Annotated in this window: 11 protein-coding genes; 9 read left to right on the top strand and 2 right to left on the bottom strand. The window is 59.5% G+C overall.

What is annotated here, in order from left to right; translation table 11 throughout:
- Positions 1-54: 54 nt before the first annotated feature.
- From RRH01S_RS12920 to RRH01S_RS12905, 4 genes are all read left to right on the top strand, one after another.
- A complete protein-coding gene (locus tag RRH01S_RS12920; RefSeq protein WP_034516432.1) occupies positions 55-1,200 on the top strand; it encodes an ABC transporter ATP-binding protein in 1,146 nt (381 codons plus the stop codon).
- Positions 1,201-1,654: 454 nt separating this feature from the next.
- Entirely contained in the window at positions 1,655-2,902 is a 1,248-nt protein-coding gene (locus RRH01S_RS12915) for an ABC transporter substrate-binding protein (protein ID WP_034516434.1), read from the top strand.
- An 89-nt stretch (positions 2,903-2,991) separates the two neighbouring features.
- Entirely contained in the window at positions 2,992-3,930 is a 939-nt protein-coding gene (locus RRH01S_RS12910) for a carbohydrate ABC transporter permease (protein ID WP_012650343.1), read from the top strand.
- A gap of 5 nt (positions 3,931-3,935) precedes the next feature.
- Complete coding sequence (locus RRH01S_RS12905) at positions 3,936-4,781, top strand: carbohydrate ABC transporter permease (protein ID WP_034516436.1); 846 nt, start codon at positions 3,936-3,938, stop codon at positions 4,779-4,781.
- Positions 4,782-4,814: 33 nt separating this feature from the next.
- On the opposite strand, the gene RRH01S_RS12900 is transcribed toward RRH01S_RS12905, so the two are convergent.
- Complete coding sequence (locus tag RRH01S_RS12900; protein WP_012650341.1) at positions 4,815-6,125, bottom strand: sigma-54-dependent transcriptional regulator; 1,311 nt, start codon at positions 6,123-6,125, stop codon at positions 4,815-4,817.
- Positions 6,122-7,873: a sensor histidine kinase gene (locus RRH01S_RS12895; RefSeq protein WP_034516438.1), complete on the bottom strand. Its 1,752-nt coding sequence runs from the start codon at positions 7,871-7,873 to the stop codon at positions 6,122-6,124. Before RRH01S_RS12895 ends, RRH01S_RS12900 begins: the two co-directional genes overlap by 4 nt.
- Positions 7,874-8,076: 203 nt before the next feature.
- On the opposite strand from RRH01S_RS12895, the gene RRH01S_RS34405 reads away from it, so the two are divergent.
- From RRH01S_RS34405 to RRH01S_RS12875, 5 genes are all read left to right on the top strand, one after another.
- A complete protein-coding gene (locus tag RRH01S_RS34405; RefSeq protein WP_153510396.1) occupies positions 8,077-8,229 on the top strand; it encodes a hypothetical protein in 153 nt (50 codons plus the stop codon).
- A 43-nt stretch (positions 8,230-8,272) separates the two neighbouring features.
- Positions 8,273-8,521, top strand: a complete 249-nt coding sequence (locus tag RRH01S_RS12890; protein ID WP_034516812.1) for a hypothetical protein — start codon at positions 8,273-8,275, stop codon at positions 8,519-8,521.
- Positions 8,522-8,616: 95 nt separating this feature from the next.
- Positions 8,617-12,597 carry a non-ribosomal peptide synthetase gene (locus RRH01S_RS12885; protein ID WP_042472023.1) on the top strand — a complete coding sequence of 1,327 codons (3,981 nt, stop codon included), beginning with the start codon at positions 8,617-8,619 and terminating at the stop codon, positions 12,595-12,597.
- A gap of 14 nt (positions 12,598-12,611) precedes the next feature.
- Positions 12,612-13,922, top strand: coding sequence for a glycosyltransferase (locus RRH01S_RS12880; RefSeq protein WP_042472019.1), 1,311 nt, complete (start codon positions 12,612-12,614; stop codon positions 13,920-13,922).
- 242 nt (positions 13,923-14,164) lie between these two features.
- Complete coding sequence (locus tag RRH01S_RS12875; RefSeq protein WP_229202648.1) at positions 14,165-15,100, top strand: LacI family DNA-binding transcriptional regulator; 936 nt, start codon at positions 14,165-14,167, stop codon at positions 15,098-15,100.
- Positions 15,101-15,122 lie beyond the last annotated feature (22 nt).

The following is a 15,122-nucleotide window of genomic DNA, read 5'->3' as shown; positions in this document are numbered from 1 at the left end:
TGAACTAGGGCCGTCGCTAGATGCGGTCGAGCATAAAACCTGGGAGGAAATGGCGTGGCTACGGTTGTATTGGACAAAATCTACAAGACCTTTGGAAATAACTTCCATGCGATCAAGGATTTGAGCTTGACGGTCCATGATGGCGAGTTCCTGATTTTGGTTGGCCCTTCAGGCTGCGGAAAATCGACGGCGCTGCGCATGATCGCCGGGCTTGAGGAGATCAGCAGCGGAGCGCTGAGTATCGGTGGGCAAGATGTCGTCGATCTCTCGCCCAAGGACCGAGATATCGCCATGGTCTTTCAGAGCTACGCGCTCTATCCGCACATGACCGTCTTCGATAACATCGCCTTCTCGATGAAGCTGGCGCGCAAGAGCAAGGCAGAGCGCACCAAGCGCGTTCACGAAGTCGCCAAGATCCTCCAGCTGGAGAGTTTGCTGGGCAGCAAGCCCGCCCAGCTCTCCGGCGGTCAGCGCCAGCGCGTGGCGATGGGACGCGCAATGGTGCGTGAGCCCGCGGCCTTCCTGATGGACGAGCCGCTCTCGAACCTTGATGCGAAGCTTCGCGTGCAGATGCGGGCGGAAATCGTCAGCCTCCAACGGCAGCTGGGCGTGACGACGATCTACGTCACCCATGATCAGACCGAGGCCCTGACGATGGGCGATCGCGTCGCGGTCCTGAAAGGCGGCGTTTTGCAGCAGGTGGATACGCCGAAGGCGCTTTACCACCGTCCGGTCAATGCCTTCGTCGCCGGTTTCATTGGCTCGCCATCCATGAACCTTTTCGAGGGGCGACTGCAGGGCAACCAAATCCAGATGGCGACGTTCTCCATCCCCTTGCCCGCGAACGCCTTCGAGCGCGCTTCCAGCCTTTCCTCCTTCGAAGGAAAGACCGTCGTCTTCGGCATCCGGCCGGAAGATCTCCATGACAAAGGCATGCCTTCGGGTGCGGCTCATCCGACGATCCCGGCGCTTGTCAAATCGATCGAGGAGCTTGGTTCCGAACTGATCGTACACCTCAGCATCGAGGCGGTGCGCGTCGATTCCGGCGACCCCGATACCGTCGCGGACCTGAGCGGTGCCGCCAACGCCGTCGCGAAATTCGAAGCCGTCAGTACGGTCGAGGTGGGCAAACGCATCGATCTGGCCATCGATCCGGCAAAGCTGCACTTCTTTCATCCGCAGACGCATATGGCGCTGTGATAGCGGCGTTTCCCGCTTTACCGACGGCCTCCCGATCCCACTGTCGGGCGCTCGCCATCCCCGGCCGCATTTCTTGCGAAAATCGAAAACTTGTTTGCGACGCTGTATTCTCGATGCTGCGTCGCAATAATCCTTTATCCGTTGATAGAATAGCGAAAGATCATCTCCCGCCAGGCGCGATAGATTGAATTTCGATTTATTGTTTAAACTTTCATTTGTTTACGAAAATTGAGGAAAGCACCTCGCAAACAGCGTAAACGAGGCAGAAAAATCTGGGCGACGGAGTTCTATTTTATCGTTTTTTATCAATGGTTTGTGAGGAGGCCGTTTTTGACTCGATATCCGCGCCTGTTGCCGATTGCAGTTCTTAATTGACAGCCAGGTGCCTCAAGAACCTACCTTGGCTGCGATCTGTGGGAGGATCGATCGACAAAAAGTTCAAAGGGAGGGAAACATGAATATCAGAAAATTTAGCAAGACGCTGAGGGTCGCCGCAGCCGCGTGGGCGCTCTGTGCCACAGCGGCATTTGCCGACACCACCATCGAGTTCATCCAGTGGTGGGAGCCCGAAATGCCGGCGGGCGCCTTGCGTCACATCATGGACGATTTCGAGGCCAAGAACCCCGGTATCAAGGTCACGCTTGTCAGCGGCCCCTATGCCACCACACACGATCAGATCGTTGTCGGCGCGGCTTCGGGAACCCTGAGCGACGTGGTTGGCCTCGATGGGGCGTGGGTCAACGGCCTTGCCAAGCAGGGTGCCATCGCATCGATGGACGAACTGATGACAAAAGCGAACTACGACAAGAGCCAGATCGCCGACATCATCAAGGTCGACGGCAAGAGCGTGATGTTCCCGCTGGCGTCCTTCGTCTACCCGGTCTTCGTCAATCTGGATCTGGCCAAAGCCGCCGGCGTCGACACGATGCCGACCACCCGCTCCGAATTTGCGGCCGCTGCGAAGAAGATGACCGACCCCGCCAAGAACGAGTATGGCTGGGTATTGCCGCTATCACTGCAGTCGCCGAGCGGCGTACAGAACGACGTCATGTCGTGGGTCTGGGCTTCGGGTGCATCGATGCTCAAGGATGGCAAGCCCGATCTGGAAAATCCGGCTGTCGTCGGCACGCTCGAATATATCGAGGCGCTGCACAAGGATGGCGTCATTTCACCGGGCATCTTCGCCAAGAAGGAGCAGGACAAGGTCGAGGAGTTCGTCAATGGCCGCGTCGGCATGATGATCGACTCCCTGGCGCATGTGAACCTGATCCGACAGCGTAATCCGAAGCTGAACTTCGGCATTTCCGCAATGCCGGCTACTGACGGTTATACCGGGAAGCGCGGCCTTCCCTATGCGTCCTGGGGAATAGGCATCAGCGATTCCAGCCAGCACAAGGAAGAGGCCTGGAAGCTGGTCGAATATCTGATGAGCCCCGATGTGAACGGTCGTCTCGTCTCGATCGCCAATGCCTTTCCCGGCAACGTCAAGGCAAAGCCTGACTTCGTGGCCTCCGATCCTATTTTCGCGGAAGCCTTCAAGATCTTCCAGAGCGGTTATCCGGCCAACGAGTTCGTCGGCCTTCCCGTCGCCGAGGAACTGATGCGTGACATGAATATCCAGATCCAGAAGGAGCTCGACGGCGGGCAGACGGCCAAGGAAGCCGCAGCCAATACGCAGAAGGCATGGCTCGCCAAATTCTAAGCTACGGCGCATTGACGAATGCTTGGCGGCGCGATCCGCGTCGCCAAGCGGGTCGTTGTCATTTTCTGTAGAGTGGAAAGTCACACCTCATGAACCGTCCCGTCCTGGCTCTGGTCGCTGCGCAACCAAAAGTGCGCAGGAAAAGGAAGTTTCGCTACAAGGCGCTGCGGCGCCTGGTGCCGTATCTCTACGTCTCGCCAGCAACGCTTCTTCTCGTTCTGCTCATGCTGTTTCCAATGATGATGGTCTTCCGCTATTCCTTGATGGATGGCGCCATCATGAAGAAGAACGCCGCCTTTGTCGGGTTGCAGAACTACCTGACCATCTTCGATGATCCGGTTTTCTGGCAGTCGGTCGTTCAGACGCTGTATTTCACAGTCATGAGCGTGGTCTTCCACTTCATCATCGGTCTCGCCTTCGCACTCCTGCTGAACACGAACCGGGTCGATCCGCTCATCCGCAGTATTCTGCGGGTTCTCTATATTTTGCCGTGGCTGTTCACCGCCGTCATCATCGCCATCATCTGGCGCCTGCTGCTGGACCCGAACGGCGTCGTCAACAGCATCCTGATGGCGCTCCATATCGTGAACTTCAAGGTGGAGTGGTTTTCCTCGACCAGCACCGCACTCCACGCCCTGACATTTGCGAACATATGGGCCGGTTATCCGCTCTATATGGTCAGCCTTCTCGCCGGTCTTCAGGGCATTCCAAAAGAACTCTATGAAGCGGCGGGTATCGACGGCGCCAACAGCTTTGAAAAATTCTGGCACATCACCATCCCGCAGCTAATGCCGATCATCATCAGTATCGCGCTGCTCGATTTCATCTGGACGATGCAGGTCTTCCCGCTGGTATGGATGACAACCGGTGGCGGCCCGATCTATTCGACCGAGGTTCTGAGCACCTTCACCTACAAGCTCGCCTTCTCCCAATATGAATTTTCGCTGGCTTCGGCGAGCGCGGTCATCATTCTCATCATGTCGATGAGCGTCACTTATTTCTACATCAAGCATCAGCGGCAGAGGTGAAGGCCATGGCAAAGCGTTCCTTCAAAAACTCGGTCTTGCCGACTATCCTGACGTATATCGGACTGGCAGCCGGCCTGGTCTTCGCCACCTTTCCAATCGTGTGGATGTTCTTCAGTTCGCTGAAATCGAACACCGAAATCTTCGCCCTTCCACCGAGGTTGCTGCCGGAAAATTTCACGATCGAGGCTTATCTAACGATCTTCAACGACCCGGTGAAGGTGCGGCTTTTCATCAACAGCTACTTCGTCGCCGGCGTTGTCACCCTTCTGACGCTCTTCATCGCCATTTTGGCCGCCTATGGCTTCAGCCGCTATTCGTTCCGGTTCAAGAATACGCTGAATGTCTTCATCATCAGCACTCAGACCGTTCCGCCGATCACCCTTCTCATTCCCTATTTCGGAATGGTGGTGGCCTTCAGGATCTTCGACACCTACCTGGCGCTGATCCTGACCTACATGGTCTTCACCCTGCCCTATGCCATCCTGTTGATGACCGGCTACCTCAACACTCTGCCGAAGGAACTGGACGAAGCCGTGCTGGTGGACGGTGGCTCGAGCTGGACGGCCCTCTGGCGGGTGATCGTTCCCATTTCCATCCCCGGCATCGTCGCCACGGCCGTCTACACCTTTCTGCTCGCCTGGAACGAATTCCTCTTCGCCCTGACGCTGACGAAGTCCATGAATCTTCGAACCGTCCCGATCGGAATCCAGCTTCTGATGGGCCAGCATGCCTTCGAATGGAACGAGATGATGGCGATGAGCGTGCTTGGATCTCTTCCGCTTCTGGTGCTTTACCTGGTCGCCCAGCGCTACTTCCTGGCCGGCATGACGGCCGGCTCGGTCAAGAGCTGAAGTGCGGACGATGTTGTCCTGTCACCCGCCATGTCAGCCACGGCTCCTGAAGGCCGCCCCGTCGATGCCATGGCGCTGCAGCCGGGCGTAAAGGCTTCGCCGCGGCAGCTTGAGGGCTTCGGCGGCCTGGCCCACATCCCCCTGAGCGCGGTTGAGCGCCGCCTGAATGATACCGATCTCGAAACGATCCATCTGCTCGGATAGCGAAAGCCGGTCGCCATCGTCGTCGTTGGCAAGCCCGAGACCGAGCACGGTCTGCGTCGCGAAGTTTCGCAACTCGCGAACGTTGCCGGTCCAGTTGTCCGAGATCAGCCGCGCTTCGATCGCGGCGTTGATGACCGGGCGCGGCCGCCCGAATTGCTTGGCGGCCTCGCCGATGAAGTAGGCAAAGAGCAGCCCGACATCCGCCCGCCGTTCGCGCAAGGGCGGAATTCGCAACCGCACCGTCTCGAGCCGATAGAGAAGGTCTGAACGAAAGCGCCCGTTGGCGACGGCGCCGGCAAGATGATCCTTGGCGGCAGCAATGATCCGCAAATCGACGGCGCGGGGCTCACCCGAAACCGAGGGCAATTCGCGCTCTTCGACCACCCGCAACAGTTTCCCCTGCAATGCGGACGACATGCTGTCGATCTCGTCCAGGAAAAGCGTGCCGCGGTCCGCATCGGCGATCCGCCCGCGCTGGAGCCGATTGCCGAACAGCGCCTCGTCGGCGATGGCGTCAGGCAGAGCCGCGCAGTCCACTGCCACGAAGCGCCGGGCGCGACGTGCGCTCCAACGATGCAGCAGCTGCGCGACGAGCTCCTTGCCGGTGCCGGTCTCGCCTTCGATCAGCACGTCGACGTTGACGCTCGCCAGCTGGCGGATGGTCTCGCGCAGCCGAACCATGACGGGTGTCTCGCCGAGCAGCGGCAAGCTCTCTTCGGCCTCGGCGGCGGCCAGGCGCAGGCGACGATTTTCCAGGACCAGGCGCCGCATCTCGAGCGCGCGGCGCACGCTGGCGATCATGTGATCGGTGGCAAATGGCTTTGCGATGAAATCGAACGCGCCCTGCTTCAGTGCAGCCACTGCCATGGCGATATCGCCATGACCCGTCATCAGGATCACAGGGAGTTCCGGATCGCGGGCCAGAGCGGCATCCAGCACGCCATGCCCATCCACGCGAGGCATGCGGATATCGGTGACGAGGACGCCCGGAAAGTCGGCGTTCAGGCTCGCCAACGCGGAGTGCCCGTCACTATAAGTTTCGATATCCAGCCCGGCGATTGCAAACGAATCCGCCAGCGCGACACGAAAAGCATCATCGTCATCGACAAGCATTACGCGTAACGTTTCGACCTGTGTCATGCTCGTCTTACCTTGACAACAAAAGCCGCGCCCCCGAGGGACGACGGCATGATTTTCAGCGTGCCGCCCAGTTCGGCAACGATGTCGCGCGCGATGCCGAGCCCAAGACCCAAACCGTCGGGTTTGCTGGTCACGAACGGGCTGAAGATCTTTTCACCCAACTCGGGATCGATACCGGGGCCGTTGTCGGCAACGACGAGCATGGCCGACGTCTCATCTCCGTCAATGCTCAGGACAACGCGTGGATCGGGACGGCCCGCCACTGCGTCCAGTGCATTCTGCAGCAGGTTGACGAGCACCTGCTCCAGCTGAACCCTATTGGCAAGCACGTCCGGCTGGCCGGGCTCCGGCAGATCAAGCCGCACCTGCGCATTGCGGAAGCGATCGCCGATCAGAAGCAACGCGCCCTCTATCATCCCATCGAGGGGCACCCGGCCGGTCTCTCCCTTCCCGCGTCGCGCGAAACGCCGCATTTCCTGCGTGATCGCGCCGATCCTGGCCGTCAGTTCAACCGTTGTGGCCAGATTGGCGGCAACACGATCCATGCGGGCGTTTGCTAGATGATGCTGCGCGTTTTCGGCGAGCGTACGGATGGTGGCCACCGGCTGATTGATCTCATGGATCAGGCCGGCAGTGATCGAACCAAGAGAGGCCAGCCGGTTTGCCTGTGCGAGCTCTTCCCGCGCTTCGCGAAAGCGGCGGTCCGCGCGTTCGCGTTCCGCCATCTCCGAGCTCAGTTCGGCTGTGCGCGTGGTGACGGCGGCTTCAAGCGCCGCCCGGTCCGCGGCGATCCGCGCCGCGCGCGTCATGCGCCAGTAGATCGTGACGGCGATGGCAACCAGAACAATGGTCGCGGCAATGGAGGTCAGCCAAGCAAGATCGCGCGCGCCGCGCAACGCTGGCGCGGCCTTCACCACATGGATCAGCCTCAGTTTTGTCTCGGCGATCGGCTCGTCAACCGGCATCAACAAGGCGCCTGATGGGTCACGCATCATGCCGTCCGCTTCGAAGCTGTGGCGGCTAGGCTCCAGCGGCACGTTGCTGAACTGACCGCTTTTGGCAATCTGCGCACGATCCACGGCAGAAATCGGCCGGAATGTCCGCAGCTCCTCTCCCGGATCGGTCGAGGCAAGGACAATGCCGCGCGGATCTATCACGAAGGTCTGACCCGGATCCTCGGCCCAGACATGCAGCAGTGCCTGAAACTCATACTTGACGACCACCACCCCGAGTACGCCCTTTGCGTTGCCGACCCGCCGCGAAAGAAACAAACCCGGGCGCCCGCTGAGATCGCCGACGGCATAATATTCTGCGGAGCCGCTGGACAACGCATCGGTAAAATAGGGACGAAACCCGTAGTTACGGCCGACGAAGCTCTCCGGGGTATCGGCGTTCGAGGCGGAAATGACCCGCCCATTGCCGTCGATGATGTAAATGACGGGCGCACCGGTCTGCGAGGCCAGGAATGCAAGCTTTTCGTTAAGACGCGAGGCTACCGCAGGCGATCCGCTGGCCAACGCATCTTCCAGGTCGCTGTACTCCCCGAGCGCCACGGGAAGCAGCCGATATTTGGCGAGTTCGCTATCCATGAACCGGGTTTGCTGACGGGCAACAAGCTCTGCACTCGCCCCTAGCCGCGCAAGCGCGTCCTTCTCCATCCAGAACGTCGCCAATCCCCATAGTCCTGCCATCAGCAGCAGGATTGCGATCGGCGCGGCGATTTTGGCTTTTAACGGCAAATGCTTCATTAGTGCAGGATACTGCAATCCCCTCATATTCGCTATGCAAGATTTTGCACAAAATCACATTGCGCCGCAGCAAAAATAGAAAATTATATGATCTAAAACAGTAATTTAGGTCAAACTTTCTTTAGCTACTGGTAGCATACGGAGATCTCTTGCATCATGCGCGGAGCGTCGAAGTATTGGGCCTAGTCGGAGAGGAAAGGGTCATGTCGTCGGACAATCACAGCAATTTCCGCGCACTGACGGTGCCGGCAAAAAGGGGAGCACAGCTCACCTTGTTTGCGTTGCTCGATCGGACCCTGCTGCAAAATTCGTCGCTTGCTGACTTTGATCACCATTATCGACCGCGGAGCTTTTGATGCGCGATTTCAAGCCGGGCAAGGCCCTTGCCGGGCCGAAGGATTGCGGAAAGCCACTGACCATCGATACCGGCAGACGACACTCCTCGGCGAGGCAGTCGAGGAGGATCATGGCAAGCTCAAGCGGGCGATCGGACCCGCTGTGGGCTGCCCGTCGATGAAGACGATCTACTCCACGCTGAAAGGTTTCAAGGTGACTAGTGCGTTGAGCAAAGACCGGACCGTAATCCGGCAATATGGCGACTGCGCCATGGGAGAAGACTGTCCGATCAACGGGCCGTTCGGCATTTAAGCGGTCTGAAGCAGCAACCCAAAAACCCGTTCTGCATCCGCCGCCGTTCTCTACTGCAGGGTTTTCAAAAGAGATATGGATTTAAGGATTTAAGAATGACTAGGAAGGAGAGACGTCTCCCGATTTCTCCGGCGCAAGCCGGCATGTGGATCGGCGAGAAGGTTGGGGCGGCCGGCCTTATCTTCAATCTTGCGGAATCAGTCGAAATCCACGGGCCGGTTAATCCGGAGAATTTTCGGCGGGCGCTACGTCAATTGACGGAAGAGATCGACGCCACCCGGCTTCGTATTCACGAGATCGAAGGTCAGCCTCACCAGATCGTGCTGGAGGAATTCGAGGGCGAATTCAGCGTGATCGATTTTTCCACCACCGAGGAACCGCGAAAGACAGCGGAAGCCTGGATGGCAGCGGAAGTATTGGCTCCCCTTGATCTTGCGCATGACAGGTTGTGGGACAGCGCGCTCATCAAGCTTGCCGACGATCACTGGCTATGGTTCCAGCGGTCGCATCACATCGCCTTTGATGGCTTCACGGCCGGGTTGTCATCGCGGCGCGTCGCGGAAATCTATACGGCGCTGGAAGAAGGGCGGGAGCCCGCACCGGTCGATTACGGCACGCTGGAAGAGATGCTGGAAGCCGATCGGGCCTACCGCACCTCACAGCATTTCGAACGAGACCGCGCCTATTGGACAGATCAGCTCCAGCAAACCCCTCCGCCCCCGACGCTGGCCAAACGGCGTTCGACGCAGACAGGCGGCATGCTCCGCCACAGCACCTATCTGACCGCCGAAAATGCCCATACCCTCGGCAAGGTTGCAAAAGAGCTGGGTGCTTCCGTTCCGCAGATGCTGATTGCACTCGTCGCAGCCTACTACGCCCGGGCGACCGACTGCGAAGATCTGGTCATACTGACGATGCTGACCGCGCGCATCAACCCGGCCATGCGTCGCATCCCCTGCATGATGGCCAATGCCGTTCCGCTGCGTTTCAAGCTCTCGCCCGACCTGACGCTGCAAGAACTCGTCAAGCAGGTGTCGCAGCAGATGATGCGGGCGCTGCGCTACCAGCGCTATCGCTATGAAGACATGCGCCGAGATTTCGGTCTTCTGCGCCACGACGAACAGATCGCCTGGCTCGGCGTCAATATCGAGCCGTTCGACTACGATCTTCGCTTCGCCGGCCATCCGACAACCGTTCACAACTTATCCAACGGTTCGATGAACGACATGACGATCTTTGCCTATGATCGCGGCGACGGCAGCGAGATTCGCGTCGACTTCGATGCCAATCCCGGTCTCTACAGCATGGAGGAACTCCAATCGCACGAGGCGCGCTTCACGCAGATGATGAATACGCTGCTGACGGAGCCCGGGCAGAAATTGAGCTCCTTCAGCCTGCTCTCGGATGACGAGAGGCAAAAGGTCCTGGTGGAGTGGAACGATACGGCCCGTGCGGTCCCCGATCTCACATGGCCGGAACTTTTCCGCCAGCAGGCGGCCAACAATCCCGATGCCATTGCCGTTGCCTTCGGGGACAAACAGTTGACCTATGCCGAGCTGGATGCTGCGTCGGACAACTGGGCCGGACTTCTGAGCAAGCGCGGTGTCTTGCGTGGCGATCTGGTGGCTGTGGCGGTTCCTCGCTCGGAGCAGATGCTCGTCGGTCTGCTCGCCGTACTCAAGGCAGGTGCCGCCTATCTGCCGCTCGATCCTTCCGATCCGCCAAGCCGTATCGGCATCATTCTCGAGGATGCCAAGCCGAGCGCGATCATCACCACGGGCGAAGCTGCATCGAAGCTTCCGGTTGAGGGCATCCCGACGGTGCTCCTCGATCATCCGGAGGATTGCTCGCCGCATCTGGTGACCGGCACGCCTTCCCCCGACGACAGGGCCTATGTCATTTTCACCTCCGGTTCTACCGGACGGCCGAAGGGCGTGGAGATCCCGCATCGCGCGCTGACGAACTTCCTGTTTGCCATGCAGGACCTTTTGAAGATGAAGGCAGAGGATCGTCTTCTGGCCGTCACCACCATCGCCTTCGATATTGCGGCACTTGAGCTTTATCTGCCCCTCCTGGCGGGCGCACGCACCATCATCGCCCCTCGCGAAACCGTGCGGGATCCGGCGGCTCTTGCACAGCTTCTCAAGCAGTCGAAGGCCACCATCATGCAGGCGACGCCATCGCTGTGGCGCGCCTTGCTCGATGATCACGGCAATGGCGTGCGCGGCCTGCGCCCGGTGGTTGGTGGGGAAGCACTTCCGGCTGATCTTGCCCATAAGATGGCAAGGTTCGATCATGCGGTGCTGAACGTCTATGGCCCGACGGAGACCACGATTTGGTCCACCGCGATGCCGCTGAAGGGCAAGGATCTCGACATGCCCCCGATCGGTCGCCCAATCTGGAACACCAGGCTTTACGTTCTGGACCGCAACGGCGCACCCCTGCCGCCCGGTTTCGCCGGAGAGCTTTACATTGGCGGCGCGGGGGTCGCGAAAGGCTACCTTAACCGGCCCGATCTGACGCAGGAACGTTTTCTGCCCGACCCGTTCGCGGGCGATGGCAGCCGCATGTATCGCACCGGCGATATGGCCTGCTGGCGCGGTGACGGCGTGATGGAATATCTCGGCCGGAACGACCATCAGATCAAGATCCGCGGCTTCCGCGTCGAGCCCGGCGAGATCGAGGCTGCTCTGGTTTCGCAGCCTGAAATCCGTCAGGCGGTTGTCATTCTTCGCGAGGATCCCGGCCAGGGCAAACGGCTTGTCGCCTATCTGGTCTCAGCGCATGGCGATGCGGTTGGCGAAACCGATCTCTCCGCCAGACTGGCCCACAGCCTGCAGAGCCATATGATTCCCTCTGCCTTTGTGATGCTGGATGCCATACCGCTCAACGTGAACGGCAAGATTGATCGGCATGCGCTGCCGGCGCCCCAATGGCAGATCCAGGAAGGCTTTGTTGCGCCTCGCACCGAGGCGGAAAAGATGATCGCCGGCATATGGTGCGAAACGCTCGGACTCAATGAGGTCGGCGTCCACGACAGCTTCTTCAAGCTCGGCGGCGATTCACTCGCCGCCGCCAGAATGATCGCCGCCGTACGCTCGAAAATCAACACGGCCATTCCGCTGGGTGCGATTTTTGAATTGCCGACAATTGCCAGCCTCGCCGTGCTGATCGGCAATCCCACTGCGAAGAACGAGTATCTCGATCCGGTGCTGCCCATCCGTAAAAACGGGAATTCGGCGCCACTGTTCTGCATCCATCCGGTTCTCGGCATGAGCTGGGCCTTTCATTCGCTTGCCGAGCATATCGCACAGGACATGCCGATCTACGCTCTGCAATCGGAAGGCTTGAGCGGCCCTTCCGCCTTGCCGAATTCCGTCGAGGAAATGGCCGAGCGCTATGTCGACCGCATACGCAAGATACAGCCCAATGGTCCCTACCATATCCTGGGATGGTCCTTTGGCGGCCTCGTCGCTCACGAGATGGCCAGACAATTGCGGGAGGAGGATGAGACGGTGGCCTTCCTCGGCCTGCTGGATTCCTATCCCTATCTCCAGAAGGTCCGTGATGCGTCATCGGATGACGTCATTCTGGTTCAGGCGGCACTCGGCTTCCTCGGCGTCGATGTCGATATAGGCGCACTCGATCCCAGCCGGCCCGCCTTCTCCATCCTGTATGACTATCTGATTGCCCAGTATGATAGGGGCAATCATCCGCTGATCCATGAAATCCAGACATATGAACCCGACATTCTGGAAAAGGCGCGCGCGATCATCATCCATCACCTCGGTCTTGCCCGAAAATTCAAGCCGGGATTTACCGATCTGGACATGCATTTCTTCTCAGCCAATCGCGGCAAGGGAAAAGCCATCGATGACGTGATGAATTATCGCGCCGAAGCGTGGCTCCCGCATGTCGGCGGGCGGGTTTATCGCCGTCATCTCAATTGCCATCACGAGGAGATGCTCGATGCCGCCCCGGCGGCGGAAATTGGTGCTGTCGTTCAGGCAGAGGTGCTTCGCGAATTCCTGGTTTTGCGGGCACCCGACTATTCCGAAAATGCCATGACGGCATAGAGGATCGCAAGCTCATGAGAATTGCCATTTTCACCATTGGGACGGAAGGCGATGTCCGTCCCCTGGTTGCCCTTGCCTTGGGGTTGCAGCAGGCGGGCCATCAGGTCCGCATTGCCACCGACCCGAGTTGCGCCGATCTGGTAAGGGAAAACGACATAGAATATGCTTGCCTGAACGGTGATTTTCTCGCCTGGATGCGAAGCGACCAGAGAACGATGGAGCGCGGACTTGCCTCGTTCGCGATCATGGCGGAAGCCCGCCGCAGATTGCTGGCTATGGCCGTCGACTGGGCTGAACAGGGTCGCGCGGCCGCGCAAGGGGCTGATCTGCTGATCGGCAACGGCATGGTTTATTATCTGACCGCATCGCTCGGGGAGCGCCTTGGGGTGCCGGTCGTGGAAAGCCAGTTGATGCCGACGCTGCCGTCTCACACATCTCCGCCATTGCCCCTGCCGCAATGGATGTACCGCCTTCCGAGTTTTGCCAACAAGGCGCTCGGCCATGCGGCCCGTCTTCTGGTCTGGAAGACCCTGAAGCCCGCCTATAACGAGATCGTCAGGCCTGCTCTGGGGTTACCGCCCTATCCGCGCTTTGCGCCTTTTCAGGCGCAGTTTCTCAACCATCCGCGCCTTTTCGGCTTCAGCCCGACACTGATCGAACCTTCCGCAAGCTGGCCTGAGCAAACCCGCGTGACTGGGCCATGGTATCTGGAAAGCAGGGACACATGGCAGCCGTCCGAAGCTCTGATGCAGTTTCTGGAGAGTGGTCCGCCACCCATTTACGTCGGCTTCGGCAGCATGATGCATCATGATGCGGCGGGATTTACCGATACGATACTCGGTGCGGTCAAGATGACCGGCAAGCGCGCCGTCCTGGCGACAGGATGGGGAGGTCTAAGCGAAAAGACGGACTTCGATGCCAGCACGATTTTCGCCCTCGAGCGCGCGCCGCATGACTGGCTCCTGCCGCGCATGGCCCTGGCCGTGCATCATGGCGGCGCGGGAACAACAGCCGCCGCCACCAGAGCCGGCATTCCCTCGGTCGTCACGCCTGTTTTTGGCGATCAGCCCTTCTGGGCTGCAAGGCTCGAACATCTGGGTGTCGCTCCCAGAGCGTTGCCGAGAGAAAAATTGATCGCCACTTCGCTCGCTTCGGCAATTTTGGGCGCCGACGCGCCACAGATGCGGGCGGCGGCGAGAAAGCTCGGCGAGGAACTGAGGGCGGAGCAAGGCGTTGGAAGCGCAATAGATGCGCTGCGAACCTGGGGCCTGCTGCCATCTTCCACCACAATCCCCCAAAGCAGCAGCAGGCTCAAGTCTGCCTGAGTGAACCTTTTCTGTTTGATGCATTGCGATCGGCCGCCATGGAGCTTTCGGCTCCATGGCGGCCGAGGCTCAACCGTGATTGCACCGCACAATCAAAAAATCTTGAGAAAAGCTTTTCTCATCTTGACTCTCGACATGAGAAAAGCTTTTCTCACTACAAATAATTCGGGAGCGGACATCTGGAAAATCAGCGTGGCAGAAGCGGGCGGACGACGATTCACGATGTTGCCGCCGCCGCGGGTGTGAGCATTTCGACGGCATCGAAGGCATTGAACAATACCGGCCGAATGGGCGACGAGACGCGTGAGCGGGTCAAGCGGGTCGCCACCGAGATCGGCTTTCGGCCGAATGCCTTGGCCAAGGGTCTGCTCAGCAACCGCAGCTTCACCATCGGTCTTCTGACCAACGATACCTATGGACGATTCACCCTCCCGGTGATGGCCGGCATTACGGAAGCGCTCGTGGATCACGGTGTCTCGGTGTTTCTCTGCACGATCGAAGACGATCCTGCGCTCGGAAAGGTTCATGTGGACGCCATGCTCGACAAACACGTCGATGGCATCATCGCCTCGGGAAAGAGGATCGATCGCCGGCTGCCGGTGGATCTGTCCAACCTGCCGGTGCCGGTCGTCTACGCCTTCACGGAGGGGACGCCAGACAGCGTCACCTTTTGCGCTGACGATTTTCAGGGGGCGACGCTCGCCGTCGAACGGCTGATAGGCCTCGGCCGCAAACGGATCGCCCATATCACCGGGCCGGACAGTTTCGTCTCGGTGCGCGAGCGCGCCAAGGCCTATTGCGATCTCGCCGGCGATACCTTGCCGGTGATGTATGGCGAATGGTCCGAAGCCTGGGGGCACGAGGCCATTGCCAGACTGTGGAGCGCGTCCGGACCAAAGCCGGACGGCATCTTCTGCGGCAACGACCAGATCGCGCGGGCGGTCGTGGATGCGTTGCGCGAGCGTGGCGTACGGGTACCGGAGGATGTGTCCGTGGTCGGTTTCGACAATTGGGAGATTGTCGCCGCCCAAACCCGGCCGCCGTTGACGACGGTGGATATGAATCTCAAGGCGCTCGGGCGGGAAGCCGGGCTGACGGTTCTGGCGCTGGCGGAGGGACGCGCCGTTGAACCGGGGATCAGGACATTGCCGTGCGAGCTGATCGTGCGGCAGTCGTGAGGGCAAACCTCGAGAATTGACT

The sequence above is a fragment of the Rhizobium rhizogenes NBRC 13257 genome, from assembly GCF_000696095.1.
Taxonomy (GTDB): domain Bacteria; phylum Pseudomonadota; class Alphaproteobacteria; order Rhizobiales; family Rhizobiaceae; genus Rhizobium; species Rhizobium rhizogenes.
This window is presented reverse-complemented; position numbering and strand designations above follow the sequence as displayed.

Excerpts from the sequence above, each read along its gene's own strand:
- RRH01S_RS12915 (WP_034516434.1), top strand. The coding sequence starts at position 1,655 with ATGAATATCAGAAAATTTAGCAAGACGCTGAGGGTCGCCGCAGCCGCG.
- RRH01S_RS12910 (WP_012650343.1), top strand. The coding sequence starts at position 2,992 with ATGAACCGTCCCGTCCTGGCTCTGGTCGCTGCGCAACCAAAAGTGCGC.
- RRH01S_RS12905 (WP_034516436.1), top strand. The coding sequence starts at position 3,936 with ATGGCAAAGCGTTCCTTCAAAAACTCGGTCTTGCCGACTATCCTGACG.
- RRH01S_RS12900 (WP_012650341.1), bottom strand. The coding sequence starts at position 6,125 with ATGACACAGGTCGAAACGTTACGCGTAATGCTTGTCGATGACGATGAT.
- RRH01S_RS12895 (WP_034516438.1), bottom strand. The coding sequence starts at position 7,873 with ATGAAGCATTTGCCGTTAAAAGCCAAAATCGCCGCGCCGATCGCAATC.
- RRH01S_RS34405 (WP_153510396.1), top strand. The coding sequence starts at position 8,077 with ATGTCGTCGGACAATCACAGCAATTTCCGCGCACTGACGGTGCCGGCA.
- RRH01S_RS12885 (WP_042472023.1), top strand. The coding sequence starts at position 8,617 with ATGACTAGGAAGGAGAGACGTCTCCCGATTTCTCCGGCGCAAGCCGGC.
- RRH01S_RS12880 (WP_042472019.1), top strand. The coding sequence starts at position 12,612 with ATGAGAATTGCCATTTTCACCATTGGGACGGAAGGCGATGTCCGTCCC.